Annotated in this window: 13 protein-coding genes; 6 read left to right on the forward strand and 7 right to left on the reverse strand. The window is 47.4% G+C overall.

The window, feature by feature from the left end; all coding sequences use genetic code 11:
* The first annotated feature begins 30 nt into the window (after positions 1-30).
* The 5 genes from NATSA_RS14695 to NATSA_RS14715 all read left to right on the forward strand — a co-directional run bounded on the left by NATSA_RS14695 (position 31) and on the right by NATSA_RS14715 (position 6,872).
* Positions 31-1,326 (forward strand): glycosyltransferase family 4 protein, encoded by a 1,296-nt coding sequence (locus tag NATSA_RS14695; protein ID WP_210513374.1) that lies wholly within the window; start codon positions 31-33, stop codon positions 1,324-1,326.
* A gap of 5 nt (positions 1,327-1,331) precedes the next feature.
* Entirely contained in the window at positions 1,332-2,573 is a 1,242-nt protein-coding gene (locus tag NATSA_RS14700) for a GumC family protein (protein ID WP_210513375.1), read from the forward strand.
* Positions 2,574-2,582: 9 nt separating this feature from the next.
* Positions 2,583-4,040, forward strand: a complete 1,458-nt coding sequence (locus NATSA_RS15710; protein ID WP_210513376.1) for an O-antigen ligase family protein — start codon at positions 2,583-2,585, stop codon at positions 4,038-4,040.
* 18 nt (positions 4,041-4,058) lie between these two features.
* The gene (locus NATSA_RS14710) at positions 4,059-5,324 is read left to right on the forward strand and encodes a glycosyltransferase (RefSeq protein ID WP_210513377.1); all 1,266 of its coding nucleotides are present in this window, start codon (positions 4,059-4,061) and stop codon (positions 5,322-5,324) included.
* A gap of 78 nt (positions 5,325-5,402) precedes the next feature.
* Positions 5,403-6,872 (forward strand): CotH kinase family protein, encoded by a 1,470-nt coding sequence (locus tag NATSA_RS14715; protein WP_210513378.1) that lies wholly within the window; start codon positions 5,403-5,405, stop codon positions 6,870-6,872.
* Here the strand turns inward: NATSA_RS14715 and NATSA_RS14720 are convergent.
* Both NATSA_RS14720 and NATSA_RS14725 read right to left on the reverse strand, forming a co-directional pair.
* Positions 6,855-7,787, reverse strand: coding sequence for an ISAon1 family transposase (locus NATSA_RS14720; protein WP_210513379.1), 933 nt, complete (start codon positions 7,785-7,787; stop codon positions 6,855-6,857). The two genes, NATSA_RS14715 and NATSA_RS14720, sit on opposite strands and share 18 nt — an antisense overlap.
* A 14-nt stretch (positions 7,788-7,801) precedes the next feature.
* The gene (locus tag NATSA_RS14725) at positions 7,802-8,191 is read right to left on the reverse strand and encodes an ISAon1 family transposase N-terminal region protein (protein WP_210513380.1); all 390 of its coding nucleotides are present in this window, start codon (positions 8,189-8,191) and stop codon (positions 7,802-7,804) included.
* Between the two features lie 38 nt (positions 8,192-8,229).
* On the opposite strand from NATSA_RS14725, the gene NATSA_RS14730 reads away from it, so the two are divergent.
* Positions 8,230-10,167: a CotH family protein gene (locus NATSA_RS14730; protein ID WP_210513381.1), complete on the forward strand. Its 1,938-nt coding sequence runs from the start codon at positions 8,230-8,232 to the stop codon at positions 10,165-10,167.
* A 6-nt stretch (positions 10,168-10,173) separates the two neighbouring features.
* Here the strand turns inward: NATSA_RS14730 and NATSA_RS14735 are convergent, their stop codons facing one another.
* The 5 genes from NATSA_RS14735 to NATSA_RS14755 all read right to left on the reverse strand — a co-directional run bounded on the left by NATSA_RS14735 (position 10,174) and on the right by NATSA_RS14755 (position 15,849).
* Positions 10,174-10,944: a class I SAM-dependent methyltransferase gene (locus NATSA_RS14735; RefSeq protein ID WP_210513382.1), complete on the reverse strand. Its 771-nt coding sequence runs from the start codon at positions 10,942-10,944 to the stop codon at positions 10,174-10,176.
* 110 nt (positions 10,945-11,054) lie between these two features.
* Positions 11,055-12,347 (reverse strand): lipopolysaccharide biosynthesis protein, encoded by a 1,293-nt coding sequence (locus tag NATSA_RS14740; RefSeq protein WP_336244725.1) that lies wholly within the window; start codon positions 12,345-12,347, stop codon positions 11,055-11,057.
* Positions 12,348-12,456: 109 nt separating this feature from the next.
* Positions 12,457-13,707 (reverse strand): TolB-like translocation protein, encoded by a 1,251-nt coding sequence (locus tag NATSA_RS14745; RefSeq protein ID WP_210513384.1) that lies wholly within the window; start codon positions 13,705-13,707, stop codon positions 12,457-12,459.
* A 44-nt stretch (positions 13,708-13,751) separates the two neighbouring features.
* A complete protein-coding gene (locus tag NATSA_RS14750) occupies positions 13,752-14,951 on the reverse strand; it encodes a glycosyltransferase family 4 protein (RefSeq protein ID WP_210513385.1) in 1,200 nt (399 codons plus the stop codon).
* A gap of 607 nt (positions 14,952-15,558) precedes the next feature.
* Positions 15,559-15,849, reverse strand: a complete 291-nt coding sequence (locus NATSA_RS14755) for a T9SS type A sorting domain-containing protein (RefSeq protein WP_246481857.1) — start codon at positions 15,847-15,849, stop codon at positions 15,559-15,561.
* Between the last annotated feature and the right edge of the window lie 214 nt (positions 15,850-16,063).

Raw genomic sequence — 16,063 nt, forward strand, 5'->3', positions numbered from 1 at the left:
ACAGTCAAAATCTGCGGATACCACATTCGAATGAAGCTACTTTTTTTATCACAGTATTATCCACCCGAAACCGGCGCCGGCGCTACCCGAGCGGAAACGCTCCGAAGGTACCTTGCCGGGCTTGGATGGGAGATTGACATACTGTGCGAGCTTCCCAACTATCCGGATGGTGAGATTCCCGAGGAATTCCGCGATCGTTTTTTTCACGAGACACTCGAAGAGAACGGCAGCTCAGTAGTGCGGACCTGGGTCATCCCGACCCGCCGCGAGAATTTCTTCCAGCAGATCCGGATGTTCGCCTCCTGGATGTTCAGCAGTTTTCTATACGGGCTGATGAACCCGAAGAAATACGATGCCGTGTATGCCACGTCCCCTCCCATATTCGGCGCCATTTCCGGATTGATGCTGGCACGGCTGTACCGCATCCCTTTTTTCTTTGAAGTCCGCGATCTATGGCCTGATGCCGCCCTCGAAACGGGTCAGGTCGAGGAGAAAAGCCTGGTCTACAAAATCAGCAAATACATCGAGCGTGTGCTTTACCGGCATGCCGACCTGGTCATCCCGGTTACCAGGCGTTCCGAGGAACTGATAAAAATCACGGAGCCGGAAGCACGAACGCATGTCATTTACAACGGGGTGGATGTCAGCCATTTCCGGAGAGTGGATAAGCCTTATGATATCATAGACGAGCCGCTGCGCCGCGATGTGTTCCGGGTGGGGTACGCCGGGACCATAGGTGTCATCCACGATCTCGAAACGGTTGTCCGCGCGGCTAAAATGCTGGAAGATGAAGAAGATATCGAGTTTTTGCTGATCGGCGACGGCAGCCGTTCGCACCAGCTCAAAAAAATGCTCGACGAACACCGGCCGAAGAACATCCGCTGGATCGGAAGCAAATCACACAAGACGATTCCGGCGTATCTGTCCACATTCGACCTTGCCCTTAATCCGGTCTTCGACACCCGTGTTTTTGAATCCATACTTACCGTCAAGTTTTTCGAATACCTTGCCTGCGAGGTACCGGTGATTTCCACGGCGCGGGGCATTCTCAAGGAGGTGGGCGAGATCAGCAAGGCGGCGGTCACCCTCCCGCCGGAGGATCCCGAAGTACTTGCCCGCACCATCCTCTCACTCAAAAAAGACGAAAAAAAGCGTGAGCAGCTGCGCTCGAACAGCAGAACTTTTGTAGAAACCTACTTCGACAGAAAAAAATGGGCCGGCGAACTGTCGGAAGTACTGAAATCGCGTCTGAACCGGTCCACCGATTCACCAACTCCTCACCACTCTCTTCACAAAGACATATCCAGTTCCGGATATAACTGGTAAGCACTATGAGCAAAGAAGCAAAAAAAGACGAAATTCAATTGCTGGATGCCCTGATTGTTCTGGCAAAGGACAAATGGCTGGTTTTCAAGATCGTTTTTTCGGTCACCCTGATCGCCCTGATCATCAGTCTGATCTGGCCCCAAACCTACAAATCGAGTGCCACGGTACTGCCGCCGGACCAGCAGCAGACCTTTTCCGGCATTGCCGGAATGCTGGGCGGAATGGTGCCGATGAACCTGGGCACCGAACCGCAGGTGAATCCGGAGGCCATGCTGACCATCCTCAACAGCCGGTCCATGCGGGTGGCACTGATCGATGAATTTGATCTCTATGAGGTGTACGAAAGCGATATTATTGAAGAGTTGCTGCTGAAGCTGGAACAGAATGTTTCCATAGAGGAAAGCCGTGAAGGCGGATTCGGTTTCAATCCCATAACATCCATTCGTATTTCCATCACAGACCGGGAGCCGGAACTTGCCCAGGCGATGACACGATTCATGGTAGAACGGCTGGAGGAGACGGTCAATGAACTCAACCGGATGAATGCGTTCGAACAATACGATATCCTGGCCGAACGCTACGAACGAAATGTGCGCGAACTTGAAGAGGCCGAACTTGCCCTGAAGGAGTTTCAGGAGACGTACGGACTGATTGAAGTGGAAAAGCAGGCTGAGGCGATCATCGACAATCTGGCTGACATCAAATCACAAATGATTGAAACTGAAATCGCCATGAATGTGATGAGGGAGAGTGTCAGTGAGAACAATCCCGAACTGCGCAACCTCAGACGCACCTATCGCGAGCTGGACAAGAAGTACAACGAGCTTGTACAGAAAAGCGACCAGGAAGCCCGGACTGCGGATGTGGTTCATCCCATTCTGGATATGCCCGAACTTGCCCTGCAGTACTATCGCCTTTACAGAGAGGTTACGGTCCAGAACACCATCTATGAAACCATTTATCCGCAGTATGACTTTCAGCTGACCATTGCCGAGGCCGACAAGCGCGGTGTTCAGGTTCTTGATGAAGCCCATCTGCCGACGTACAAAGATGCACCGAAACGGGCGTTTATTGTGCTGGGCGGAATGGTATTCAGCATTTTTGTTTCTTTCATGCTTGTGTTCTACCGCCACACCATGGCCGTCGGACGCGAAACCAATTCGGCGCGCTATCAGCAGATCCGGGAGCTGCAGGAGAACCTGCGATTTTCCTTCCGAAGAAAGAAGAACAATAATGAAGACCGGTAACATCCGCTTGTGTCTTCCCTCTTTGACCATATTGCCGTAAAAGACAACCGCACAGAATGGCTGATTGCCGGCGGGGTAGTACTGGTCTTTGCCTTTTTCAGGCTGGTGACCTGGTCGATGGGGCTGCCCCCGCTTGACCTGGTTGCCCTTGCCGGTCTCATTTTCGTTTACGGGATTACCCGCACGGTAACGCAACCTGTACTGCTGCTGATTCTTATCACAACCGGCTCACTGCTGGGCAATCTGATCCTGATTGTCGAAGACGGACTGATCCCGTTTTCCCTTTTCCAGATCTTCTACATTTTCGGATTGCTGGTGTTCGTCATGCGTTGGTTCATGACCGGCTTTGAACCGATCCGCAAAACAGGATTTGAACTGGAGATCGCTCTGTTCTTCTCACTCATCTTTTTATCCATTATCTGGACCCCTGATGCCGAAAAGGCTTTTCTGCATGCCCTGCGGGTTCTGGTCCTCTCAGGGCTGCTTTTCCTGTTTGTCAACTGGATCAAAAAGCCGCAGGAAATTGTCTGGGTGATCTATTCGATGATTGCGGTAGGAGCTGTAATCGGTGCCATAGCTATCATCGAAACCATTAACAATCCGATTGCCATTGTGCAGGACATGTACACCGAGGGTACGCGGCTGGCCGGACGCGCCCGCATCGGACAGGTGGATCCCAACATTTTCGGCTCGCTCTTTTTTCTGCCGCTGGCCTACCTGGCGTCACAGACATTTTCCGGCATATCTTACTGGAAACGAGTATTAAGCGCTCTGTTCTTTCTGATTTTATTTGCCGCTGTTCTGGTCACCTTTTCAAGAAGCTCCTGGGTTTCGGTTCTGGTTATGCTGATTTTCCTTGCCGTCTTTTACCGGCAGTATAACCTTTTTCTTTTCGGTGCCGCGGCGGGTATCATACTGGTAATTGCCGTTCCGGAACTGCAGTATCTGCTGCAAAATATTTTTAACCGCTTTATAGACCTTTTTTCGGGCGAAGTTGACACCTCCAACTTTATCCGTATCATGCTGCTGGACGGCTCCCTCCGTATCTTTTTTGACAGCTGGCTGCTGGGCGTAGGCTGGCGCGGGTTTCCCGATGCATTTCTCTCCTATTACAACCTGCAGGAAACACTCGGAGTGTATGAGCCCCACAACGTTATATATCAGGTATATTCCGAACTCGGATTGATCGGGCTGATTATCTTCACCTTTATCGTTTACAAGATATTCGCCATGGCATGGCACAATATCCGGTTGAGCAAAACTCTCGCACACAAAAACATCGCAGTCGCTCTTTTTGCGGCTTTTCTTGCCTATGCCGTTTTTTATCAGTTTATCGGGTTTGGCTTTCTTGACAATCAGTTATGGATCACCACCGGACTCATTATCGCTCTGAATTACTACCTCAGAAACCAAAATGATCCGGATGAAGCAACATCATCAGCGCAGGAAAAAATAACAGCTGCCTGACCATCTAACGGGATCTATATGGCAAATCAAAGACCCCAAAAACACCTGATCGTTCTCAGTGCCAGCTATCCATTCGGGAATGGAGAAATTTTCCTTGAAAATGAACTCCCGTTTCTCGTCGAACGATTCGGACATATCTTCCTGCTGCCAACGTTTTCGTACGGTTCCCCGAGAAACCTTCCGGATGGTGTGACCCTGCTCCCCCCGGAACCACCTTCACAGTGGCGGCTATTGGAGTTTATTCGCGGCTTTTTGTCATCCGGGGGTATGTTTTTACCTGAATGGAAACGTGCATCGGGCCATCCCTTTTCACCGTATCAATTCTATCTCACATCACGGACACTGGGGATTGCGCGCCGGATGGAACAGCGCATACTGAAGACCATTGCTTATTATAATCTTAAGGATGGCATCATTTATTCCTACTGGATGCAGCAGGCGTGCATGGGGGGAATCATGGCGGCCCGAAAGCACAGCTGGACGGTGGCAACCCGTGTACACGGCGGCGACTTGTACACCGAGCGATATGCCGGCAATTTTTTGCCGTGGCATGAATGGAAAGTGCGCAATGCGGATTATATTTTTCCGGTATCACAAAACGGCCGTGATTATCTGGCGCAGCGATACCCCGGCTGTGCCGGTAAGATCCGTCTGATGAAACTGGGTGTCAGCGGTCCGGCCAGAATTCCGCCGGATCCTTCCCCCAAAACAAAAACCGATGCCGGTCCGGAGTCGTTGCATCTGGCTTCCTGCTCCTCAGTAATCCCGTTGAAACGGGTGGATCACATTCTTGAGACGGTGCACAAACTAAAAGAACTGTTACCCGCCCTGGAAATTCGCTGGACGCATATCGGAAACGGTCCGCAATTCTCATCACTGCAAAACCGTGCCCGGAGCATCACCCGTGAAGGTCTGCGAATCGACCTGAAAGGCCACCTCCCGAACAATGAGGTCAGACAATTCTACCAGACCGGCGGAATCGACCTGTTCGTAAACTACAGCACATCAGAAGGGCTACCGGTAAGCATCATGGAGGCGTTCAGTTGCGGCATACCAGCGGCAGCTCCGGATGTTGGGGGCATTCCCGAGATTGTAGACAAATCGAACGGACTGTTATTCGACCCGGACACTCCCCCTGAAATCCTTGCAAAGCAGATAAGTGACCTGTACCGGTCCGGCGCACTGTCGGATATGCGTACTTCAGCAAGAATAAAGTGGGAACAGGAGTTCCGGCTTGAAAGCAACTATCAAAAGTTTGCCGATTTTCTTTATTTTGAACTATGACCTCGCACCCGCTGCTTTTTCCCTGCAAAAAGATATTTTGTTACACAGCGATAATACTATCATACAGGGAACCATAAGATGATCAAAAAACTCCTGCTTTCCCTCCTTTTTTTACTGGCTTGCCTTGTTTCCGCTCAAGCTTCGACACCCACTGTGGCAATCAATGAAGTGATGGCATCCAACGGATCCACCGTGTTCGATGAGGACGGCGATGCCGAAGACTGGATTGAACTCTACAATTACGGTGATGAACCTGTTGACCTGCAATGGTTCGGGTTATCGGATGACTATGAAAATCCATACCGCTGGATTTTTCCCGATGTTACTATCGATCCCGGCGAGTTTCTGCTGATCTGGGCTTCCGGCAAAGACCGGACGGATCCCGACCAGCCGCTGCACACCAATTTTGCCATTGCATCCGCAGGCGAGGAAGTTCTGCTCACTTCGGTCGACGGTGAGCGTATCGACGAACTGCAACCGCTAAAACTTCCAACCGATCTCTCTGTCGGGCGCAAACCCGACGGTGTCGGTGACTGGTATTTTTTTGAAGACCCCACCCCCGGTCTGCCCAACACAACAGAAGGATACCAGCAGGTGCTTACGGAACCGGTGTTCAGTAAACCACCCGGGCACCACACCGGATCCATCGAACTCGATCTGACCCACCCCGATGATCATGTAACAATTTATTACACTACCGACGGAAGCCGGCCGGACAGCGATTCCGACGTCTGGGAGGGACCGAAAACATTACAAGACCGCACCAGTGAACCGAATGACATTTCGATGATCCGCACAACCAATTCCGACACGCGCTCGGAAGGATGGAATGAACCCGGCGGACCGGTGCCCAAAGCCCATACTATCCGGGCCATAGCCAAACGTGATGGTCATCTGCCAAGCGCTGTAAACACCCACAGTTTTTTTATCGATGAAAACGGGTCGGTATCTCATGGGCTGCCGGTGTTTTCACTTGTCACGGACCCGGAACATCTGTTTGACCACGAAACCGGTATTTATGTTCCCGGAGCAGACGGCGAATCGGGTGAAGTTCATCACGGAAATTTTGAAAACCGTGGACACGATTGGGAGCGAAAAACGTCTCTCGAGTTTTTTGAGACAGATGGCAAGCGGGTACTGGCCACAGATATGGGACTCCGCATTCACGGCGGATGGTCCCGTCGCAATGCTCAGAAGTCCGTCCGGATATATGCAAGAAACGAATACGGAGACAACAGGTTTTACTACTCATTTTTTCCCGATCTTCCTTACAATCAATACAACCGGCTTATCCTTCGCAATTCCGGCAATGACTGGGCTTACAGCCTGTTCCGCGACGGCCTGGCGCAAACGCTGATCTCTCATCTTAACTTTGACACCCAGGAGTACCGGCCGTCCGTAGTCTATATCAACGGCGAATACTGGGGCATTCACAATATCCGGGAACGGTATGACCAACACTACCTGAAACGTGTTTACGGCTTGCAGGAAGATGAAGGATCAGTTGCATTCTCTGGGGAGAAGCCAGTTTTAGGCATAAATTTTTGAAAGACGGAAGAGAAAGAATTCAGCATCTGTCACACCACGTTGTATAGCCCGGAACTGCTTGACCTTGGCATTGAAAGATTCGGCTGATGCATTGGTGGACCGGTTCAAAAAGAAGTTTGCGATATTCTCAAGATAATGCTCAATGGTGTAAGCCATGCGCCGGAAGCCTTTGATTTTATGCTTCTTTGACTGGGCAATCCACTGTTGGAGTTGCTCTTTGCCATGAATTCGATTCTGCTGTTTTTTATAGATTTGATTTAGCTTGAGCCTGTGATCGTGAGCTTGTTTCAGCTCCGGATACTGCTCAAAAAGTATCTTCATGCGCATCTGTTGATTCAAGGTCCATTTGCCGGAATGCTTGAACAGCGCATACCGGCTTCGGGCCAAGAGTTGTTTGCGAGTATCACCGTTATGAAATACTTCCGGCCGATAGGATTCTCCTTGCTTTTTAGCCTCTTTAATGGCCTCGTTTTCGGCTTCTATGGCCTCCCAGCGCAGTTTTACACGAAGGTGTTGAAGGACTTCGTGTCCGAGTTTTTCTACGTGAAAGCGGTCTATGACCAAATCGGCATTGGGAAACAGCTCGCGTACGGCTCCGGCCATGTTCTCGGCCATATCCAGGGTGACTTCTTGGACCTGCATGCGTTTATGCTGCGGGATCCGACTGATTTGAGCTACAATCTCATCGGTTTTGGTACTACCTATACTGGCCACCAGCGCTCCTTTTCGCCCCTTAGCCGCCTTATTCGTTAAAAACGTGTACAATTCGCCTTTGCTCACACTCAGCTCATCCAAACTTAATTTCTTACCGATATTTTCCGGAAATACCAGATACTCCGAGGCGTGTTTGCGAGCCGGCCAGTCCTCATAACCACTGACATCCTTGTATTCCCGATAGACCAGATGATAGTTCACTCGGTAAAGGCCGGCTATCGTTTTAATCGATTCGGTTCGCGTTTCGATGAGTACCTTTTAAAAAAAGCCGAGAACTCACTGGTGATTTTCCGGCTGCCGAGAAGGTGGCTGTAGTCATTGTATATTATACGGTTAGGGTCTTTCTTATGGCGCCAACGCCTGCGCTTGATACTCAGATATACGTTCTTGTTTCGAATCGGAAAGTCGATGAGCTTCTTTGGCTCGGTAAACCCCTTGCTCTCATACTCGGCAGGATCATAGCTTTCCGGCAGCTGATTCTTCTCGGCCAAGTGAATGTGAATATATTTTTCATCCTGACCCTCGGTTCCCTGCTCGATCTTCTCTATATCAAAATGATCCAGCATTCCTTCCGGTAATATGAGTTCGGCTATTTGTTTTTCCATGCTCAAGTATACTGCTTTTCCTGCTCACTCCCCAAGATTTGCAATTGACCCAAGATGAAGTGGACCTGCTTACGGGAAGGCACTATGCTGATCCCGGAGATAATGAGCACTGGCTTGCCATGCGGGAGTATGCCGACGAACATGATCTGTCCGAGGAATCCCATTTCAGACATATGACCACACAGATGGATATGGACAGCTATCTGGACTATTATGCCTCCCAAATCTTCTATGCCAACAATGACTGGCCCCACAATAATATCGACTATTTCCGCAAGCGGGTTTCTTACGATTCCACTGCCGAACCGGGTCATGACGGTCGCTGGCGCTGGATGATGAGAGACCTTGACCGCTCCTTCAATCTCAGTACCCAGGATGATTTTGACATGATTGAATGGGTCACTTTGAAAGAAGATGGCAGATATGGCGAAGAATGGCCCAATCTGCTGCTCCGCAATCTGCTGGAAAATGACCAGTTCAGGATATCCTTCATCAACCGTATTGCCGATCTTCTCAACACAACATTTCAAAAAGATCGCCTTACTTCCGCTATTGACAAACAAAAAGCCATCATCGGCACGGAAATTGAAAACCAGGTGCTCAGATGGCAGAAACAAGGCTCAAAACAAGGGTGGATGGCGCATTCTGCCGGTGTCAATGCCATGTACCGCTTTGTTGAAAACCGTGAAGGCCATCTTCGTGAACATGTCCGCAAACATTTTGACATCGAATCCGATGTGAACCTGACGCTTGATGTTTCGGATCCTTCCGGAGGTTACATTGCTGTCCATAACACGGACATCAAGAGCAGCACCCCCGGTGTTGAAAACAATCCATGGCCATGGTCCGGCAGCTATTTTCAGGATGTCCCTGTAACAATGAAGGCAAAAACATGGCCGGGTTATACCTTCTCACACTGGGAAATTGCGGATTCCACAGCCCATGAAGAAACCATTACCCTGCCGATGTATTCTGACACTTCAATCAAAGCTGTCTTTCAAGAAGATGACAAAGAATTATTCCCCGAACCGGTAGTTTTAGCGGATACCGATTTTACGTTCGATTACTGGCCGGCAGATACCACCTCAGGCCATTTCCCCGATCATATGGCTTTTGTATATATGGATGAGCCGGAACCACATGAGTATGCCGGGATATCCGGTTACACAGATGGAGATTATGATCTTGAGGACAGAACACGCATCAATGGTCTTGGAAATGACGGTTTTGCCTTTATCAACACCAGCAATCCCGATGGTAATCCGGGATATCCCGGAACACGGCTTGGAGGGGCATTGCTGGCCCTTGACACCAGGACCAGCGACCCTGTTTCCGTAACATTTCAGGCCGGAACCGTGCGTCCAAATTCCCGCGTGTACAATCTGAGACTGCAATATCGTCTTGGGGATGACGGTGAGTTCCGCGATGTAACAGACGGGGACGGGGAACCGGTTGAGTACCTGAGAAACGAAGAGGCCGGACACAATCAAACCATTGGCCCTGTCAAACTTCCGGAAGAACTAATGGACAAGGCCTATGTCCAGCTCTTATGGCGATATTATTACAGTGGGACCCGGCTCGATGCTGACAGCGGTCAGCGTTCGAAACTCAATATTTCCAAAATAACCGTGGTGACGGAAGAGCCGGATGAAGACGAAAATGGCGAAAATGGCGAAAATGGCGACAATGACGACAAGAATGGACAATTGCCGGAAAAACTCACATTGAAGCAGAACTATCCAAACCCTTTTAATTCACAGACAAATATTGCGTTCGAACTTCCGGATGCAAGTCACGTAATGCTTCAGATTTTTGATGTAACTGGACAATTGATGATGACTTTACGACAGAGATCATATGAAGCAGGCACACACACCGTGCAATTTGATCCCGGCAATATATCAAGCGGCGTTTATATTTATCGTCTTCAAACAGACTTTGGAACCGAATACAAGAAAATGACTATTCTGAGGTAGCAAGAATCAGGCAGAATAAGGTTCCTGTAACCTGATCAGCGCCATCCAGCTATATTTTTTTGTAAACGGCAGCGATTTGATTATCAGACTGTCAAAACTGTTCAGGAGTTGAAAACTGAGAGAATGTAACCTGTTTCCCGGTATAAATGCCGAAAGTATGCTGGTAATATGCTGAAAGTCAGTATTTACATTTCCAAAATAGCGTTGGGACACTTCAATATCGGACATTAACAAGGGATGTTCATCATCACTGCGCATTTTCGGCGTCAGGCGCCGGTACAAATTAATAAACGGGTTGTGACCAAGGGGTTCGATAAAGACTGCGAGTCCCCCTGGTTTGAGAACTCTGGATACTTCTTTGAATGCCGATTCGGTATTAAGGTGGTGAATGATTCCTTTGCCGCAAACCACATCAAAATAGTTGTCGTCATACTCCATTGATTCCGCATTCATCACGCTCAGGTGAGTATTGCTGTATGGTTTCCCCAGCCGTTCCCGGGCCTGACTGATGGCCACATCCGAAATATCAATACCATGGCACTCGGCAGCTATGTCAACCCAGTGCGGAGTGTTGATATTCGGCCCGCATCCGATTTCCAGCACCTTGCTTCCCTCAGCACGCTCTTTTACAAGCTTCATGTAACGTTTATCAAACTCTGCCTTGAGCCTGCTATACTTTTTGGCAGCTGCCCTGGAGTCTGATTTAGAAGAATAGAGGTCATCATGGAATGCTTTTTCTCTTTTCAGTACTTCATCTTGTGTTTCACGTTGATTCATGCCTTTAAATTATGTAGTTACGTATCGATTTATTTTGGCTTCCATTTATTGCCTGTACACAGAATACAAGATTACTGAGAGAATAAATAAAGCTCCGAAATATGAATTAATTATACATACCGCTCGGCTTTTTTTGCAAGTAAATAATACCAGAGTATCAGATAGGTGCTGAACACAACCCCAACTGTTGCATAAAGAGTCAACGCAATCCAGACACCGTCCATGTAGATTCCGGCAGAAAGCGCCAGCAGACGGAACATGAGGTAAACAACATCAATAAGAAACGCTTTTTTTTGCCTGCCCAGCAGAAGCGGAATAAAATTGAGCGGGGTAACTAAAAAAACCAGAAATACAAACGGGGTTAATATACGCACAAAATAACCGGTCATTTCCCATCCCGGACCGAGGAACCAGGAAAACAGGGGCGGACTGACCAAAAACAACAATAAAAATGGCAGAATTCCGATTGCAGTAAGCAGCAGCAAGGTACTTTTAATAAACGGAATAAGCTGCTCCTGGTTGCCGTATTTTTCTGAAATTCGCTGGCTGAAAACCTGGTAGGCAGCCTTTCCGACAACCTGAACCGGTGAATAAAGTGCCCGGTGTGCCATCGCGTAAAAACCGGCAATAGCTTCGGAAAACCACGTGTTGAAAAGCAGGACCGGAAAGTTATTTGATACCGATGTAGTCAATGCATGAGGGGTATTGTAAACCGGAAAATCTCGATAGCGTCTGGCCATAGCGACCATGCGCCGGGGCGTTACACCCGCAGTGATAGACGATCCCATTTTTTGACGTTTCCACAGCAGAAAAATCATCCCCAGAAAATCACCTGCAAATTTCCCGATAACCAGTCCGGCCTGCTGCATCTGCAAAAAGCCCATACCAATCTGCGAAGCAGCGGTTGCCGAGGAAGCTGTGATCTTGCCTGTTGCAATAAATCCGTACTTTTTTTGCCTGTTCAGGCTGAAAGTCAGAATCATGAACATACTGTAAAAAACAACCGAAGCAGGCAGAAAAAAGATCAGAAGACCAATTGCCTCTATGTTAAGTATTTCTGCAATGGGTCTGTGAAACAGAGCAAGCAAAGACAAAAGTACAACCCCGCTTGTCATTGTCAGTGAGATCGAAAGAATAGTGATATTATTGGCTGCAGACAGGCTTTTAGGAATCAATGTTGCATATTCATACCTGAAAGAAGCAACACAATAACAAATCATTACCATTGACAGAAAAGTTGCATATACACCCATCTCCTCAGGTGTATAAATTCTGGTCAGCACCGGTAAAACTGCAATACCTAGCAGGTGGGCAAATCCGGTCCCCGACATCATTTTGCCAAGGTTTTTTACAAAACCGCTTAAAAGTACCTGATTTTTAAAATTTGAATAATTCCAAGACATAGTGCGGAAAATATGTAGAAATGGCCATATTACCACACCAAATGTACTCTTTCACTATATGATGATCCGTGTTATGAATCGCCAGATTTTTCCCTGGTTTTAACCTCCTTTACACTTTCATTGTGCACAACGACCGGGTACCTGTATGTGCAGAATCAAAACAGACCGCCTCACCGTAGCGATCCCACCTTGGATGAAGGTCACATCGCCAGTTATGATATGGATTTGAAGATTGGAACTTCCTGGGATGAATCAGATATGCCAGCTTTTCCAGCTCTTCTTTTTCCATATCATATTTTAAAAGTGATATACGGCGAGTCCGGTCAGGGTAGGTATCTGTGATAACGAAACGTTCATCCGGCGAAACAGATGGATGTCCGTCAGAAAGCAGTACATCAGGGCCGATAATTTTAAAAGAACCTGTCTGATCAGTAAACAGGTAATAGGCATCACGATTATTCACCCGGCAATATGCCAGAATTTCCTCGTTGTTTCTCCATGCTACATGCGATACCATGTCTCTGGCCGGGAAGATATGCAGGTCTTTTCCCTGAATGTCCATGGATATCAGTCTGGAGTACCTGTTACGCACGTCTCCTTTAAACCATCGATGCATAAAAGTAAAACGATTTCCGGAAGGGGAAAACAGAGCATGACTCACGAAGTGTTTTGCTCCATTCATCGATTCCTCAGGCGCCAATTCCACAAGACCGGCAATGCTCACCAGCTGGTCAATTTTCCCGGAATCAAGATTGATACGATATATACCCGATTCAGATGTGACAGGATTATTGAGATCAGGTTCATCAGTTTCATAAGGGTAGCCGTATCCCGGCATACACTTCTGCACTCTGGCAAAGCTGTAGCCAATGCCGTATTGGCCGTCGCCGCTAATTGAGCTTATGGCTTCCGGCAAATCCCGAAGCGTCCCAGTATCAATACAGTAGATCCGAGAAATTGTTTTACCATGTGCAAAGTCATTGAACACTAACTGATTCAAGTTTCCTCGCCACTGCAGTTTGCATCCCTGGTGCCAGTTCCATGCACGGCTCTTGCACAAGGGGGTAAAAGTTTCCCAGTTTGAACCCGAAAAATAGCCGACCTCAACAGATTCTCCCTTTTCCGGCATACGCAATGGAATATCATATCTGTTGGCAAGAAGCATGGTATTGTCGGCGGAAAAAGGACAGTGATCATGAAAACCAAAAAAATAACCTTCCCGGACGGTAATCGGATTTTTGCTCCAGACCTTCTTCACCGGTACCAAGTCAAAAAGACTCTGGTAGAAATCCCTGGCCAGTGACTTCAATGCCGGGCTTTTTTTAAGCCTGTCATAAACCAACCGCTCGAGTATATTCATCTTGCATTGACTAAAAACAAGGTTATTCAGATCACATTTGCTTGTTACTTGATCCCACCATCAGCGGATGTTTGACTCAAACCCGCAAGAATGGACTCCACCCGCTGTTTCCAGGTATGATTGTTTTCTACATATCTGCGGGCATCCAGCGCTTTCTCTTTTGACTTTTCCGGACTTTCGATTAAGTCCAGCATAGATTCAGCAAAGGAATCCGGATTCCCCACTTCATAATACCAGCCAAATCTGCCATTAATCAGCAGTCTTTCAGATTGTGGTGTCCTGGCAGACAAAATGGGCCTGCCAGTGGACATGTATTCGAACATCTTAGTAGGCGAACCGTATGCTTTCTGAGCTGAATCCGAGTTAATCAAAATATCCAGTTCACCTAAAATTCCCGGCATCTCTTCAAACGGTTTGGGGCCGTGAAACACAATACTTTCTGCATCACGATACCTGTTCTCAAGCTCTTGACGGTACGGTCCGTCACCATAAAAATGCAGTTGAAGATCGCTTTCACCTTTATAGATTTGCCGGGCCTTCAAAAAACCTTCAATAACATCATCCAGACCGTACCAATTTTCTATCAGACCGGTATAGGCGGCTTTAAGGACCTTCCCTGGCTTTCGGTTAAGATTTTCCTCCCATTTTTTAAATCGACCCGGATTGACGCCATTTGGAACAACAATCGTTCTTTTTGCGATGTTTTCCCCAAACAACTTTTTTACAGCATCATTGACAGGGTCGGATATCACAACAACAAGATCTGCATAAGCAAAAAAACGTTTCTCCAGTGGGGCCATCCAGCCTCTTGTCTGACTGCCGAAACTATTGACTTCCAGTATAAGAGGTATATTGCCCAGCGCCTTTTTCAATGCCGGAAGCCAGTTCTGAAATCCTACTGAATATCGCATGTAACAGAATTCCGGAGATTCCGATGCCGCAATTTCCCGTGCACATCGAACCAGCCTGCGGCCCCAGCCTACTCTCCGGACAATGGAATTCTTCTCCAGAGGCAACGTAGTAATCTCTCTTCCTGGTCCTTCCATCAGGGATATTTTCTCATCCATTAAAACCCGGACGTGGTATCCCGCCTCAGCCAGTTCCGAGGTTACGCCATAGGCATGTGCAACATGACCGCCGACATTTTTATGTTGCGAAAAGAAACGGGGATAAGGAATAATATAAAGTACATTACCTTTGCTTCGTTCAACTGTTGTTTCTTTTGAAGTAACCTTCTTATTCATCTTTCATTCTATCTGCGTGAAGCTAAAAAATTGTACTGACATGGAAACAAATCAGAAAGCACGCCATTGACTCTTGAATTACCGGGAAAAAGAATGGCCCACTGCTAATCATAGACTCTATAAAATAAAGCGGAGACTGCCTGAATGTACAGAACCTGCCGTCGCTTGTGGAAAAAAAGAGTCCTGCCATGACCAGCTTGCTTTAATCTTTTTTTCGAGATTAAATTACCACCCAATGGGCAGATTGACAAACGGGCAACACAAAATTACTTTAGTAATTAGTTCCGGCTTGTAGTCCAAAAGAAGCAACGATGCGATTCGTTCATGATCATAGTGGGTGAGTCGTTTATGTGTTTCCATAGCGCAAGATCTCCATTTGTTGGAAATGTTACGTTAGAAACTTGAGACCAGCCGAAGTATAGTAATTATAGTATATGTAAATAACATTATCGATCTGTGTATGTTAATTTAGTTACTAATTATTTTAACAACATAAGTTGCTTTTATCACGGTCTTTTTTAGAGGCCTTGCTTCCCGGCTACCCAGACTTATAATGAAGCTGGGTAACCGGTATATTAAACAAGGCCAGACCTATCGGAAAACTTCCTTATTTCACCAATGTCATTTGCCGGGTTTTTGTAAATTGTGAAGTAGTGATACGGAAAATATATATGCCACTTGCTAAATTTGTCGCATCGAACAAAACTTCGTGGCTACCAGCTTCCATCTGATCGTTAACTAATGTTGCCACTTTTCGACCCAAGAGGTCATAGACTTCCAGCCTTACATTACTGGTTTCTGGCAGGTCGTAACTTATCAAAGTTGTCGGATTGAAAGGATTTGGATAATTCTTATGTAATTTGCCAACCTTTGGCAAATCACCAGAATTATGATGCATCTTTTTATTATTTATAGGGTCGGCCTCTCCTCTATACATTTGATTAATCTGATTAAATACCTCTGAGTCAGGGTAATAAGAAAAAAGTGGATCAGTTGCAAAAGTTGGGGAGAAGTATGAGATATAGTATACTTGAGGATGGAAAAACAACTACTCGAACTCATACTGCCCAAAGGGTTGCTGGATCACTTTGATATCGAGAAGATCGAGCAAG

This window comes from Natronogracilivirga saccharolytica, from assembly GCF_017921895.1.
GTDB classification, from domain to species: domain Bacteria; phylum Bacteroidota; class Rhodothermia; order Balneolales; family Natronogracilivirgulaceae; genus Natronogracilivirga; species Natronogracilivirga saccharolytica.